The sequence below is a fragment of the Caballeronia sp. LZ043 genome (assembly GCF_031451075.1).
Classification (GTDB): Bacteria; Pseudomonadota; Gammaproteobacteria; order Burkholderiales; family Burkholderiaceae; genus Caballeronia.
In genome coordinates this window covers 445,972-458,195 of sequence record NZ_JARUXT010000002.1, presented here as the reverse complement: position 1 = coordinate 458,195, position 12,224 = coordinate 445,972, and the positions used below count along the sequence as shown (strand labels likewise).

The window sequence follows — 12,224 nt, the reverse complement described above, 5'->3', positions numbered from 1 at the left end:
GCCGGCAAGCTTCACGCGTTCAGCCGCTTGCGTGATACCGCCCAGGCGTCGTCCCGAACGTGCGGCGAAACACGTCGATGAACGCGCTGATGTTCTCGTAGCCCGTTTCCAGCGCGATGGTCGTCACCGGGACACGATCGGCCACACGCTCCAGCGCCCGCAGCATGCGCGCCTGCTGACGCCATTGCGCGAAGGTCAGCCCGGTGTCGGCCATGAAGCGGCGGCTCAGCGTGCGCGGCGATACCCCCGCCCACGCGGCCCATTCTTCGAGACGGCGGTTATCGGCGAGATCGTTGGCGAGCGCGTCGGTGATCTTCAGCAACGCGGGATCGCGCGGACGCTGCAGATGAAACGGCGCTTCGGGGGCGGCGGCGAGTTCATCGAGGATGACGTCGGCGATGCGCGTCCGCGCCGCATCGAGCAGGTCGTCCTGCCATGACGACGCGCGATGCACCGCTTCACGCAGCAGCGGCGTGGCGCGAATGGCGCGCGGCTCGGCGGGCAAGGCCGCGCAACGCGCCTCGGCCACGAACACGCTCCATCCCGAGAACGGTCCGTAGGACCGCACCGAATGCGCCCGATGCGGCGGAATCCAGATGGCATGAACCGCGGGCACGACCCACTGGCGCGTATCGACGCCAATCGACACCAGCCCGCTCGACGCCCCCATCAACTGGCCGCGCGCGTGGCTGTGCGAAGCCACTTCGCGCGGCTCGCTTTGCGTGAGCTCGGCGGCGGCGAGGAACGGGCCGTCCTGCGACATCACCAGTTCGGGGCGAATCAGGGGTGTATTCATGGCCGGATTTCGGTATCGAATGGCCTTTATACCGGAGACGGGCCTCGGGCGCACGTCTAGACTCGGCTTCATTGTTTCACTCACGGAGCCAGTTGCAATGCAAGCCAGCCAGATGCTTCCCGACCATCTCGACGAAACCCGTCTCAACGGCACGACGATCCGCAAGGGCACGGTCGGCGCGTTCCTCGTCAACGCGCGCGTGTGGAGCGATCCGCACGCGAGTGCCGCGAGCCGCGCCGAGGCCGCACGCGACATCGAGGAAGCCTTGCCGGCGTTGCTCGCGCTCGGCCTGTTCGACGTGCTGGATATCCGTGATCCCGAATTGCGTGCATGGCTGGCCGAACTCGGCGCCTCAATCAAACAGGAGCAAGCATGAAAGCAGCAGTCGTCAAGCAGGCAGGCACCCAACCCGTGTGGGCTGAATTCGATGAACCGGTGGCCTCGCGTGAACAGGGCGTCGTGAAGGTCGGCGCTTCGGCATTGAGCCGACTGACGCGCGGACGGGCATCGGGCGAGCATTATTCGTCGTCGAAGACCTATCCGTTCGTCGCGGGCGTCGATGGCGCCGGCCGTCTCGACGATGGCCGGCGCGTCTACTTCTTCGGTCCGGTAGCGCCATTCGGCGCGATGGCCGAGCGCACGCTGGTGCCGCTCGAACATTGTTTGCCGCTGGCCGATTCCATCGACGATATCGATGCCGCCGCCATCGCCATTCCTGGCATGTCGTCATGGGCGGCGCTCACGGAGCGGGCGAAGTTCGTCGCCGGCGAGACCGTGTGGATCAACGGCGCGACCGGCGCGTCGGGGCAGCTTGCCGTACAGGTGGCGAAGCGGCTCGGCGCGGGGAAGATCATCGCGACGGGACGCAATCGCGCGATGCTCGAGAAACTGCGAGACATGGGCGCGGACACGATCATCACGCTGGAGAGTGACGAAGCCTCACTGAGCCGCGCATTCGAAGCACATTGCGTGGAAGGCGTCGATATCGTGCTGGACTATCTGTGGGGGCCGAGCGCGCGGGCGTTGCTGATTGCCGCCGCCCGTGCATCCGAAGCACAACGCGCGCTGCGCTTCGTGCAGATCGGTTCGATGAGCGCACAGGAGATCGCGCTGCCGGCGGCCGTATTGCGATCGAGCGCGATCAGCCTGCTCGGCAGCGGCCTGGGGAGCGTCGCCATGCCGCGTCTGTTCGCGGCCATGCAGGCGGTGTTGAATGCGGCGGCGGAAGGCGGCTTGCGCGTGGATACGAAAGCCGTGCCGATGCCGCATCTCGCCGACCACTGGAATGACGATGCCGGACGCGAGCGCATCGTGTTCGTGAACGGCTGAGGGCACGCGCGCTCATTTGAGCGGATCGTGTCCCCAGTTCATCAGCGAGTAACGCCAATGCGAATGCTCGACCTCATGCGGACGCTGCGCGAGGTGACGCTTCACATAGCCGTTCACCTTGCGCATGTGCGCGTAGTCGTCCGTGCCGAGATCGGCTTTCTTCTTGCCGAGAATCTCGATGATGTGCCGCCCCGACTTGTGCCCCACCGACTCTCCGCCGTCGTTCTTCTGTCCAACTTCGCGGGACTCGTCGGTATCGAGCCATTTGTCGAGTTGCGACGCCGTCATGTTGACGAGTGCCTTGAACGTCGCGTACGTCTCTGCATCGTCGTCCGATGAATCCTGATGCGCGGTCATGCTTGCCTCCTTTGACGCCGAACGGACCTTGCACGCCGAATCAGCAAGCCCCGCTCCCGCCGTCAGGAAGCCAGTTCGGCGAGCACATCCGCAAGCACGCGCGTCCCGGCAGCCAGATCCGCCGACGCCGTGAATTCCGCCTCGCAGTGTGTCAGCCCGAGATGCGACGGCACGAAGATCATGCCGCTCGGACACACCGCACGCAGATAGCGTGCATCGTGGCCCGCCGTCGACAGGATGTCGCGATGCGGCAGATCGAGCCTTGCCGCGGCTTCACGGATCACCGCGCGCATCCGTTCAGGAAAGTCGAGCGACATCGCCGTGGAAAGCTCCGTCACCTGCACCGTGCACACGCCCGCATGCGCCTCGCAGATCGGCGCGATGCGGTCGCCGAGACGCGTCAGCGTGTCCGAGTCGGGATGCCGCAAGTCGATGGAGAAGTCCACCGAACTGGCCACCACCGACGGCGCGCTCGGCTTGACATCGAAACGTCCGACTGTGAACTTAACGATGTCCTCGGCGTCGTGCATCGCATCGGCCAGCGCCTGCACCATTGCGATGGCAGCGAGCAGCGCGTCCTTGCGTTCCGCGCGCGTGGATGTGCCCGCATGCGCGGCCTCGCCGTCCACGCGCACCTTGAACGTGCGCTTGCCCTGAATGCCCGTCACGACGCCGATGGTCAATCCCTCCTTCTCCAGCATCGGCCCTTGCTCGATATGCGCTTCGACGAACGCGGCCGGCCGCAGCCCCAGCGCGCGCTCGGGCACATCGTGCAAGGATTCACGCACGTCCGCGAGCGCCGCCGCCACGCTGACGCCAGCCTGGTCCGTCACAGCGCGTACCTGATCCAGTTCACGCGCCCCCGCAAACACCGCCGACCCCATCATGCCGGGCGCAAAACGCGAGCCCTCCTCGTTCATCCACGCAACGATATCGATGGACGCACGTGGCCTCACGCCCGAAGCGATGATCGCCTCCACGGCCTCGAAGGCGGCCAGCACGCCATAGACGCCGTCGAACTTGCCGCCGGTCGGTTGCGAATCGAGATGCGATCCCGACATCACCGGCGCCGCGTCCGCGTCCGTGCCTTCGAGGCGCAGGAACAGATTGCCGATGGCATCGACGGACGGCTTGAGCCCCAGCGCTTCGCCCCAGCGCACGAGTTCGCGCTGCGCCTGCGCATCGTCCGCCGACAGCGCCTGCCGGTTCACGCCGCCCTTCTCCGTGGCGCCGATGCGCGCCATCGCGTCGAGCCGGCCGGCGAGACGCTGTTCATCGACGAACGCGCTCGCACGGGTCTGTGCCGGCGCGCTCATGATGTCTTCATGATCTGCGCGGGCACCGCGCGCGGATCGCGCGGCAACCAGCGGTCCTGCTCGACCATCGCTAGAAACTCGGCGACATGCTGATTGAACAGCGCCGGTTCTTCGAGATTGAGCGTATGGCCGGTCTTCGCCATCACGACCAGTCCGCTCGCCGGCACCGTGCGCTTCAGGAAGATGCCGGGCTGAAGACAATGATCGTCCTCGTCGCCGACGACGATCAGCGTGGGCACCGTCATCGCCTGGAGACGGGCTTCGAGGTCATAGATGGATGGACGGCGCGCCTGCACGCCGCGCATCGTCAGCGCCGAGCCGCGCGCCGAATGTTCGCCGAGCATCGTCGCGAATTCGAGCCAGCCGCGCGGGTCCTTCACCTGGAACGCAATGCGCGATGCCGCCAGCGCATAGGTCTTCGAGAACTGCTCGGCGCCCTGCGCCTCGAACTGCTTCGCGACTTCCAGCGACACGTCGCGGAAGTGATCCTCGAAGGCCTTCTCCGCGCCATAGCCCGCGCCCGCGACCACCAGCGAACGGGCACGCTCCGGATAGTCGAGCCCGAAGTGCAGCGTGGCGAAACCGCCCATCGACAGGCCCACGATATGCGCGCGGTCGATCTTCAATGCGTCGAGCACGTCGCGGATATCGCGCGCGGCGATGGACTGCGAATAGCGCTCGATGTCGTCGGGCACGTCGGACGGCGCATAGCCGCGCGCCGCGAAGGCAATGCAGCGATAACGCCGGCTGAAGTAGCGCATCTGCGGTTCCCAGCTGCGCAGGTCGCCGCCGAATTCATGCACGAAGACGAGCGGCGTGCCTTCGCCGGCTTCTTCGTAGTACAGGTTCACATCGTCGGTGGTTTTCAGATACGGCATGTCGGTTCCGGCCTCGTTAGAATTGATTCGCGGGCTGCTTGATGGACCGCGCGCGCTCGACCATCGAAGGCAGCAGTTCGCAGAAGCGGTCGGCCCAGGCTTCCGGCACCGTCAGACTGACCTTCACGAAGCGATGCCCGAATTCCTTCGTGTGGTACGCGCCCTGACGGATCATCACGCGCTCGGCCTGGAACGCCTCCACCAGCGCTTCCGGCGTGATGCCGGCGTTGATGGTTTCCACGACCAGCAGATTCGCCTGCGACGGATACACCGGCACGCTCAATCCTTCCACATTCTTCGCCGCCTCGACGACCGCCGCCTGATTGCGCCGCTGACGCCGGTTGATCTCGGGAAACCAATCGTTCTTCGTGCGCAGCCCGGCGATCGCCGCGCGTTGCGACAGCACGTTGCTGCCGAGATTGTTCGGCGGCGCGGAAGCGAAGCGTTCGATCAGATCCGGATGCGCGATCACCGCGCCGAGCCGCATGCCCGCCAGACCGAGCCACTTCGAGAAGCTGTACGTGACGATGGTCTTCTCGGGATAGAAGCGGTACGCGGGCGTGAAGCTGTCGGCGAACTGGAAGTAGGTGGCGTCATGAATGAAATACGCGCCGACCGAACGCGCGATCTCCGCGAACTCGCGAATCTCGTCTTCCGTATGACAGGTGCCGAGCGGATTGTTCGGATCCACCAGATAGATCACGCCGGTGTTCTCGTTCACCGCCGCGCGCAATTGCGCGGGCGTGAGCTTGTAGTGCTGGCCGGCCGAGTAAATCGGCAGTTCGATCACGCGGGAGCCGGCGCGCGCGGCGAACTGCATCGGCCAGGCCCAGCTCGGATTGGTGGTGACGAAATCCTTGCCTGCTTCGCAGATGTTGCGGCAGACGTTGTACAGCGCTTCCACCGCGCCGTCGGTGACCATCACCGACGCGTCAGGCAAGCCGATGTCCTCGCGGATCAGCTGCCGCAGCTCCTCGAAGCCGAGCGGCGGCGCATAGGCGTGGTACTCGCCGCCATCGAGTGCATCGATGACGGCCTGGCGGACGGCAGGATGCGGCTCGAAGTGATTGGTGTTCTGGCCCAGCCACATCAGCCCTTCGCTGTTGCAGAGCCGGTCGAAATAGGCGTTGCGTTCCTCGAATCGACGCATGTCGTCCCCCTCAGATGATGGAACGGCGCGACGCAATGCCGCCGTCGATGGTCACGATCGTGCCCGTGATATAGGCCGCGCGATCCGACGCGAGCCACACGATCAGGTCGGCCACTTCATCGGCACGGGCTGCACGCTTGCCCGGATATTTGTCGAACAGTTCTTCCCAGCGGCTTTCGTCGTTGTACCAGTCGAGCGCGCGGCGCTTCATCAGCTTCACCATGCGGTCGGTGGCGACCGGTCCCGGATTCACGCCCACCACGCGGATGCCGTCGTCCAGCGCCCAGCCGCCGATCGCGCGCGTGAAGGCCATCATCGCCGCATTGCCCGTCGAACCGATGATGTAGTTCGCGTCCCAGTTCTCGCCCGAATTGCCGATGTCGTTGACGATCACGCCGCTGCCGCGCTGCTTCATCGACGCATACAGTTCGCGCGTCAGCGTGACGTACGAAAAGATCTTCATGTCGAGACTCGCGCGCCACTCCGCGTCGCTCATCTTGTCGAGCGGGCCGGGGCTGGAATCCGCCGCGTTGTTCACCAGGATGTCCGCGTTCGAGCAGGCGCGCGCCAGATCGATGGCGTTCTGCGTGACGGAGAGATCCGTCGCATGCACGTGGACGCGCGTGCCGTGCTTAGTCGCGATTTCGTCCTGCGCGCGATGCAGCGCATCCGCCGAACGCGCCGCCAAGTGCAGCTCCGCGACGCCTTCCGCGGCGAATGCCCACGCCGTCGCCAGCCCGATGCCTTTCGATGCGCCCGTGATCAGCGCCGATTTGCCTTTCAGGTTCAAGTCCATGACTCTCCTCCTTGATGTATTTCTATTCGGTTTATATGAATACATAAACTAACACGAAGAAATACAAATGCACACTGCTACGGACGAAAAAAAGCCGGCATGCGCGCAAGGCAGCATGCCGGCTTCCCTACTGCGAGATCCGAAAAATCAGCGGTTCACGAGCTTGGCGGGAATCAGCAGGATCATCGCGGCCCCGACGACCAGCACGCCCGCCGACACATACATGGCGATCACGGAGGTATGCGTGAGATCGCGCAGCCAGCCGATCAGATAGGGACTCACGAAGCCCGCGAGCCCGGCGAACGCATTGATTGCCGCGATGCCCGCCGCCGCGCCCGTGCCGGCGAGGATCGCGGACGGCAGGGCCCAGAACAGCGGCCCGGGCGTCAGCACGCCCGCCGCCGCCAGCGAGAGGCCGAGCAACGCGAGCGGCACGTTCGATCCCGCGCCGGCCGTGACGGCATAACCCACCGCGCCGACGAGCATCGGCACGATCAGATGCCAGCGGCGCTCGCCAGTACGGTCCGAATTGCGGCCGCAGGAGACCATGGCGATCGCGCCGAAGATGAACGGGATCGCCGAGAGCACGCCGATATGCAGCGCGCCCGAGACGCCCGATGCCTTGATGAGCGTCGGCATCCAGAAGGTCAGGCCGTATTGGCCCATGATGACGCAGAAGTAGATCAGCGCCAACAGCAGCATGCGCGGGTCGCGGAACACCTGGCCGACCGTCTGCGAGATGCGCGTGTGCTTGGGCGGCACCGAGTCGAGCGCATTCGCGATGATCGCGGCTTCCTCGCGCGTCAGCCACTTCGCCTTCTCCGGACGGTTCTCCAGATAGAAGAACGCCGCGATGCCCAGCACGAGCGACGGCAGCGCCTCGATGAGAAACAGCCAGCGCCAGCCCGGATGCCCGTGCGAGCCATTGAAGGCTTCGAGGATCCACCCCGACAGCGGCCCGCCGATGATGCCCGCCAGCGGAATGCCCACCATGAAGATGGCCAGCACGTGCGAGCGGCGGCGCGCCGGATACCACTGCATGAGGTAGAGCACGATGCCGGGATAGAAGCCGGCCTCGGCCGAGCCGAGCAGGAAACGCAGGACATAGAACTGGGTGGGCGTCTGCACGAAGAAGAAGGCGCCGGAAATGAGCGCCCACGTCACCATGATGCGGGCGATCCAGGCCTTGGCACCGACGCGCTGCATCATCAGGTTGCTCGGCACCTCGAAGAGGAAATAGCCGATGAAGAACACGCCCGCGCCCAGGCCGTAGATGGTTTCGCTGAACTGGAGGTCGCTCAGCATCTGGAGTTTCGCAAAGCCGATGTTCACGCGGTCCAGATAGGCCGCGACATAGCAGAGGATCAGGAACGGGATCAGCCGTAGCGTGACCTTGCGGTAAGTGCGGTCCTCGATCATCTGCGCCTGCGCTACGTCGCCCGGCGCATGCAGCGTGTCGCTCATTGACTGCTCCTTGTGGTGCGTGCCTTCGGTTCAGTGGTGGAAACCCGCCCTCTCTGTATCTGGTTCGGGCTTCAATGTATTCCGATGATACTCAAACAAAATACATTGCAAGCGGTTTTTTAGGTGGAACGGGGCGTGCGCGAGAGATCAGGCGAAGTTCAGCAGGTTTCCCGGCGAGGCGGCACACTGGTGCGCTACGCACCCGCGTCGGCCAGAGCCGACCGCATTCACCCACCCGAACACAAAGAGAAGCAATGGATAAACGAGCACTGATCATCGGCGGCACCGGTATTGTCGGACGCAACCTCGCCGAGCACCTTCACGCGCGCGGCGACTGGACGATTGCGGGACTGTCGCGCGGCCGCACGCCCGTTCCCGCCGGCATGGAATCGATCACGGCGGACCTCACGTCGGCGGCTTCGGTGGCGGACGCGCTCAAGGAACGCCAGTTCAGCCACGTCTTCTTTACTGCATGGGCGCGTCAGGCGACCGAAGCCGAGAACATCCGCGTCAACGGCGCCATGGTCGGGAACGTGCTCGCGGCGCTAGGCCCGGGCGGTGCGCTGTCGCATGCCGCGCTCGTCACCGGCCTGAAGCACTATCTCGGTCCGTTCGAAGCGTATGCCCAGGGCAGCGTGCCCACGACGCCGTTCCGCGAGGAACAGGGCCGCCAGCCCGTCGACAACTTCTACTACGAGCAGGAAGACCGGCTCTTCGAGGCCGCCCGCCGCTATGGCTTCGGCTGGAGCGTGCATCGGCCGCATACGATCATCGGCTATGCGGTCGGCAACGCGATGAACATGGGCGTGACGCTCGCCGTCTACGCCACGCTGTGCAAGGAAACCGGCGCGCCCTTCGTGTTCCCCGGCTCGGCCGCGCAATGGAACGGGCTCACCGACATGACCGACGCGCGTCTGCTCGCCCGCCATCTCGAATGGGCCGCGACGTCCGCGCCGGCCCGCAACGAGGCGTTCAATGTCGTCAACGGCGACGTGTTCCGCTGGAACTGGATGTGGGCGCGCATCGCCGGGTATTTCGGCATCGAGCCGGCGCCTTTCGACGGCGAGACGCGTCCGCTCGACAGCCGCATGCAGCAGGCGCGCGCCCAGTGGACGGATATTGCGGCGCGGCATGGTCTGGCCGAGCAGGACATCGACCGGCTGGTGTCCTGGTGGCATACCGACGCCGATCTCGGCCGCCCGATGGAAGTGCTCACCGACATGTCAAAGAGCCGCAAGCTCGGCTTTCTCGACTATCAGAGCACGCCCGATGCGTTCTTCGACCTGTTCGACCGCCTGAAGCGCGAACGCATCATTCCCGCGTGACGAACCGGGCGGGCATTCCCGATGCTCCATGAATGTCTCAACGTACACGGGAGCCGGACATGAGCAAAGACGTGAAAGTGACCCCTGCGAAGCCCGGCTGGAAAGCCGAAATCCCTCGGGACGACCATACCTTCGTGGTGGTGACGGCCAAGAAGGACGATGCCATCCATGCCGCCCGAGCGCTGGAACCGGAGGCGCCGGTCGAAGTCGAGGACGAGCAAGCCAGGTCTGACGAGCCCAGCAAGCCTGACGAGCCTGACGCCGATCCATCCTGAGAGCGATGCCGGCGTGCGCCGCGCCTGCCGGCCGCGCAGCCATCGTTCATACTGCCGGCAGCGCCATCAGCGGAGACGCACCATGAAGCTGTCAAGAACACGACTAACAATAACCATCGGTGCGCTGGCCGTCGCGCTGGCCGGCTGCGTCACCTCCGCTGGACAATACGGCACCGGCGCCAATGGCCGGCACCTGAGTCCCCAGCAATGCGTGGATCTCACCGCGCTCAAAAGCCAGGCGCCCCTCACGCGCGCGCGCAACGACAGCGAACTGGCCGCCCTCGAGGAAGCGGGCTACAACCCGTCGCTGTTCTTCGACCCGTATTACCCGGACGACCTGCATCAGGCCCAGCGTCTCGTGGACCAGTGGTATCAGGCGGAGTGCCGGTAACGCGGCATTGACGGCCGGGGCCCTCATTTACCTACCCTCATTCCCATTCCTAACGTATATTTCTCGGCAGTGACTTAAGAAGCGCGTCATCGAAGGGACCGGACGTCGCCTGCTCGCTCGAGCGGCGACGTCCGTCGCATTGCGCACGATGAACAAGCAACACAGCAATTGCGATGTCCCGTTTTCCGGCCCCGGCCGCACCAGCTTCTCCCAGGTCACGCAGCGCACGTTGCCATCCCAACCGCATTTCTCCGCCCTGTGAGAGGAACTGCCGTGTCCGACATCAAGCGCATCAACCCAGCCCCCGTTCGCCTCCAGCGCCGCCACTTCCTCGGCATGACCGGCGCCGGCCTGCTCGCCACCCTGCTGCCCGGCTGCGGCAGTCATGACGACGATCATTCGTCGTATCCGCAGACCGTCGCGATGGGCCAGCAGATGATCCAGCAGGCCATCAACGATCCGGAAGAACCGGTGGCGGGCATCTCCGTCGCCATGCTCAAGGGCAATACGGTGTTCTGGCAGCAGGCTTTCGGGGTGTCGTCGGTGCCGGCGAAGACCGCCGCGACGACCCAGACGCGCTTCAACATCGGCTCGGTCAGCAAGCTGTTCGCGGCGCTGTCGGCGGCGATCCTGCAGGACCGCGGACTCCTCGCGCTCGATACTCCGATCGTCAAGTATCTGCCGACCTTCACCATGCTCTCGCCGGAATTCGCGCAGATCACCACGCGGCATCTGCTGTCGCACTCGTCGGGGTTTCCTGGAACGAATGGCCGCAACCTGTTCACGTTCGCGCCGGTGGCGGGCTACGCAGCCGACACGCAAGCAGAACTCGCCAACACGCACCTGAAACATCTGCCGGGCGAGCTGGCCGTGTATTGCAACGACGGCTTCACGATGGTCGAACAGCTCGTGCTGGCCCTCAGCGGGCAGACCTACGCGGATTTCGTGCAGACGAACATCCTTGCGCCGCTCAAGATGACGAGCTCCAGCTATCTGACGAGCGTGCCCTCGAGCGGCTCGTTCTCTTATCCTTTCGTGAACGGCACGCAGTATCAGGAATTCGTCAACGCGTATGCCACCGGCGGCCTCAGCTCAACGCCGACCGACATGATGAATCTCGCGCAGATGTTCCTCGGCGGCGGCGTGTTCCAGGGAACGCGCGTGGTGTCGTCGGCGGGCATCGCGGAGATGGGCATGGACCAGACCACGACCCTCACGATCAACCCCGCGCCCGATTTCCACTGGGGTCTCGGCTGGGATTCGGTGCAGCAGCCGGCTTTGGGCGCCGCCGGCGTGCTCGGCTGGGAAAAGGACGGCGGCACCGCGTACTACTCGACCGAGTTCTTCGTCGTGCCGAAGGCGCAGCTGGCCCTGCTCATCACCGGCAATTCCGGCTATGACGCGCGCGGCATCGCGGAAGCGTTGGTGCTCTCCGCGCTGAAAGAAGACGGCACCATCGCCACGCTTCCGCCCAAGGTGGGCACCACGGTGGCGCCGGTAGCGTCGGGGCCGAATATCGCGGCGGCCGGCGGCATCTATGGCAATTCGGACTCGCCGCTGCAGGTCTTCGCCAATGCGGACGGCAGCGTGCAGTTGAACCAGTGGAACGGGAAGACGCGCGTGTGGAAGCATCTCGGCGCGTATCAGTATCGCAGCGACGGCTGGTGGGCGAGCAGCGCCGATCCCACCTCGTCCTATCAATTCACCGTGGTGACGGGCACCGACAGCGGCGGTAATCCCTACAACTTCCGCTATCTGATGAAGCGCGTGGTGCCCGGCGCGGGCTATGCCTATCTCACGCTGCCGCTCGGCCAGCAACTGGCGCCGCTCGCCGCGCTCGACGCCGCCTGGCAACAGCGCCTCGGCACGCAATGGACGCTGACGAACGACGCGCCGTCCGCCGTGCCGATCGTCGTGCTCGGCAACGAGCCTGCCTTCCTCACGAGCCTCCCGGAACTGCCGGGCTACGTGCTGTATGGCAATGAGGACCTGCGCTATCAGTTCATCGTGCCGCTGGAGGACGAGCGCGGCTTCATGTCGGTGAAAGTGCCCGGCAACTTCGGCCGCGATCTGTACGAGATCCGCTTCGCGCCAGGCAACGACTCGACCCTGACGCTGGGCAGTTCGATCTACGCGAAGCTGTAAGC

General features: G+C 65.1%; 13 protein-coding genes. 6 read left to right on the top strand and 7 right to left on the bottom strand.

The features are described 5' to 3' along the window. Positions 1 to 19: 19 nt before the first annotated feature. Positions 20 to 796: a helix-turn-helix transcriptional regulator gene (locus QCE64_RS15465; RefSeq protein WP_309922297.1), complete on the bottom strand. Its 777-nt coding sequence runs from the start codon at positions 794 to 796 to the stop codon at positions 20 to 22. Positions 797 to 893: 97 nt separating this feature from the next. Between QCE64_RS15465 and QCE64_RS15460 the strand changes: the two genes are divergently transcribed. Both QCE64_RS15460 and QCE64_RS15455 read left to right on the top strand, forming a co-directional pair. Next, positions 894 to 1,172, top strand: a complete 279-nt coding sequence (locus QCE64_RS15460; RefSeq protein WP_310004649.1) for a hypothetical protein — start codon at positions 894 to 896, stop codon at positions 1,170 to 1,172. Further along, positions 1,169 to 2,125: a zinc-binding alcohol dehydrogenase family protein gene (locus tag QCE64_RS15455; RefSeq protein ID WP_310004647.1), complete on the top strand. Its 957-nt coding sequence runs from the start codon at positions 1,169 to 1,171 to the stop codon at positions 2,123 to 2,125. Before QCE64_RS15460 ends, QCE64_RS15455 begins: the two co-directional genes overlap by 4 nt. Positions 2,126 to 2,137: 12 nt before the next feature. Here the strand turns inward: QCE64_RS15455 and QCE64_RS15450 are convergent, their stop codons facing one another. The 6 genes from QCE64_RS15450 to QCE64_RS15425 form a co-directional block, all read right to left on the bottom strand. Then, positions 2,138 to 2,482: a DUF3140 domain-containing protein gene (locus tag QCE64_RS15450; protein WP_309922305.1), complete on the bottom strand. Its 345-nt coding sequence runs from the start codon at positions 2,480 to 2,482 to the stop codon at positions 2,138 to 2,140. A 62-nt stretch (positions 2,483 to 2,544) separates the two neighbouring features. After that, complete coding sequence (locus tag QCE64_RS15445) at positions 2,545 to 3,798, bottom strand: hydantoinase/carbamoylase family amidase (protein WP_310004645.1); 1,254 nt, start codon at positions 3,796 to 3,798, stop codon at positions 2,545 to 2,547. After that, positions 3,795 to 4,676, bottom strand: a complete 882-nt coding sequence (locus QCE64_RS15440) for an alpha/beta hydrolase (protein WP_309922310.1) — start codon at positions 4,674 to 4,676, stop codon at positions 3,795 to 3,797. The genes QCE64_RS15445 and QCE64_RS15440 overlap by 4 nt, the downstream gene beginning before the upstream one ends. Positions 4,677 to 4,692: 16 nt before the next feature. After that, a complete protein-coding gene (locus QCE64_RS15435; protein WP_309922313.1) occupies positions 4,693 to 5,826 on the bottom strand; it encodes a pyridoxal phosphate-dependent aminotransferase in 1,134 nt (377 codons plus the stop codon). Between the two features lie 10 nt (positions 5,827 to 5,836). Next, on the bottom strand, positions 5,837 to 6,622 hold the full coding sequence (locus tag QCE64_RS15430; RefSeq protein WP_309932576.1) for a short-chain dehydrogenase/reductase: 786 nt from the start codon (positions 6,620 to 6,622) through the stop codon (positions 5,837 to 5,839). 147 nt (positions 6,623 to 6,769) lie between these two features. After that, positions 6,770 to 8,086: an MFS transporter gene (locus QCE64_RS15425; protein WP_310004643.1), complete on the bottom strand. Its 1,317-nt coding sequence runs from the start codon at positions 8,084 to 8,086 to the stop codon at positions 6,770 to 6,772. Between the two features lie 254 nt (positions 8,087 to 8,340). Between QCE64_RS15425 and QCE64_RS15420 the strand changes: the two genes are divergently transcribed. The 4 genes from QCE64_RS15420 to QCE64_RS15405 all read left to right on the top strand — a co-directional run bounded on the left by QCE64_RS15420 (position 8,341) and on the right by QCE64_RS15405 (position 12,222). Continuing rightward, on the top strand, positions 8,341 to 9,411 hold the full coding sequence (locus tag QCE64_RS15420; protein WP_309922321.1) for an SDR family oxidoreductase: 1,071 nt from the start codon (positions 8,341 to 8,343) through the stop codon (positions 9,409 to 9,411). A gap of 59 nt (positions 9,412 to 9,470) precedes the next feature. Next, positions 9,471 to 9,686 (top strand): hypothetical protein, encoded by a 216-nt coding sequence (locus QCE64_RS15415; RefSeq protein WP_309922322.1) that lies wholly within the window; start codon positions 9,471 to 9,473, stop codon positions 9,684 to 9,686. 82 nt (positions 9,687 to 9,768) lie between these two features. Further along, on the top strand, positions 9,769 to 10,077 hold the full coding sequence (locus QCE64_RS15410; RefSeq protein WP_404987381.1) for a DUF4148 domain-containing protein: 309 nt from the start codon (positions 9,769 to 9,771) through the stop codon (positions 10,075 to 10,077). Positions 10,078 to 10,413: 336 nt separating this feature from the next. After that, the gene (locus QCE64_RS15405) at positions 10,414 to 12,222 is read left to right on the top strand and encodes a serine hydrolase domain-containing protein (RefSeq protein ID WP_310005786.1); all 1,809 of its coding nucleotides are present in this window, start codon (positions 10,414 to 10,416) and stop codon (positions 12,220 to 12,222) included. Positions 12,223 to 12,224: the final 2 nt, after the last annotated feature.

Bases quoted from the DNA above. Each gene is read 5' to 3' on its own strand.
- QCE64_RS15465 (WP_309922297.1), bottom strand. From the start codon at position 796: ATGAATACACCCCTGATTCGCCCCGAACTGGTGATGTCGCAGGACGGC.
- QCE64_RS15460 (WP_310004649.1), top strand. From the start codon at position 894: ATGCAAGCCAGCCAGATGCTTCCCGACCATCTCGACGAAACCCGTCTC.
- QCE64_RS15455 (WP_310004647.1), top strand. From the start codon at position 1,169: ATGAAAGCAGCAGTCGTCAAGCAGGCAGGCACCCAACCCGTGTGGGCT.
- QCE64_RS15450 (WP_309922305.1), bottom strand. From the start codon at position 2,482: ATGACCGCGCATCAGGATTCATCGGACGACGATGCAGAGACGTACGCG.
- QCE64_RS15445 (WP_310004645.1), bottom strand. From the start codon at position 3,798: ATGAGCGCGCCGGCACAGACCCGTGCGAGCGCGTTCGTCGATGAACAG.
- QCE64_RS15440 (WP_309922310.1), bottom strand. From the start codon at position 4,676: ATGCCGTATCTGAAAACCACCGACGATGTGAACCTGTACTACGAAGAA.
- QCE64_RS15435 (WP_309922313.1), bottom strand. From the start codon at position 5,826: ATGCGTCGATTCGAGGAACGCAACGCCTATTTCGACCGGCTCTGCAAC.
- QCE64_RS15430 (WP_309932576.1), bottom strand. From the start codon at position 6,622: ATGGACTTGAACCTGAAAGGCAAATCGGCGCTGATCACGGGCGCATCG.
- QCE64_RS15425 (WP_310004643.1), bottom strand. From the start codon at position 8,086: ATGAGCGACACGCTGCATGCGCCGGGCGACGTAGCGCAGGCGCAGATG.
- QCE64_RS15420 (WP_309922321.1), top strand. From the start codon at position 8,341: ATGGATAAACGAGCACTGATCATCGGCGGCACCGGTATTGTCGGACGC.
- QCE64_RS15415 (WP_309922322.1), top strand. From the start codon at position 9,471: ATGAGCAAAGACGTGAAAGTGACCCCTGCGAAGCCCGGCTGGAAAGCC.
- QCE64_RS15410 (WP_404987381.1), top strand. From the start codon at position 9,769: ATGAAGCTGTCAAGAACACGACTAACAATAACCATCGGTGCGCTGGCC.
- QCE64_RS15405 (WP_310005786.1), top strand. From the start codon at position 10,414: ATGACCGGCGCCGGCCTGCTCGCCACCCTGCTGCCCGGCTGCGGCAGT.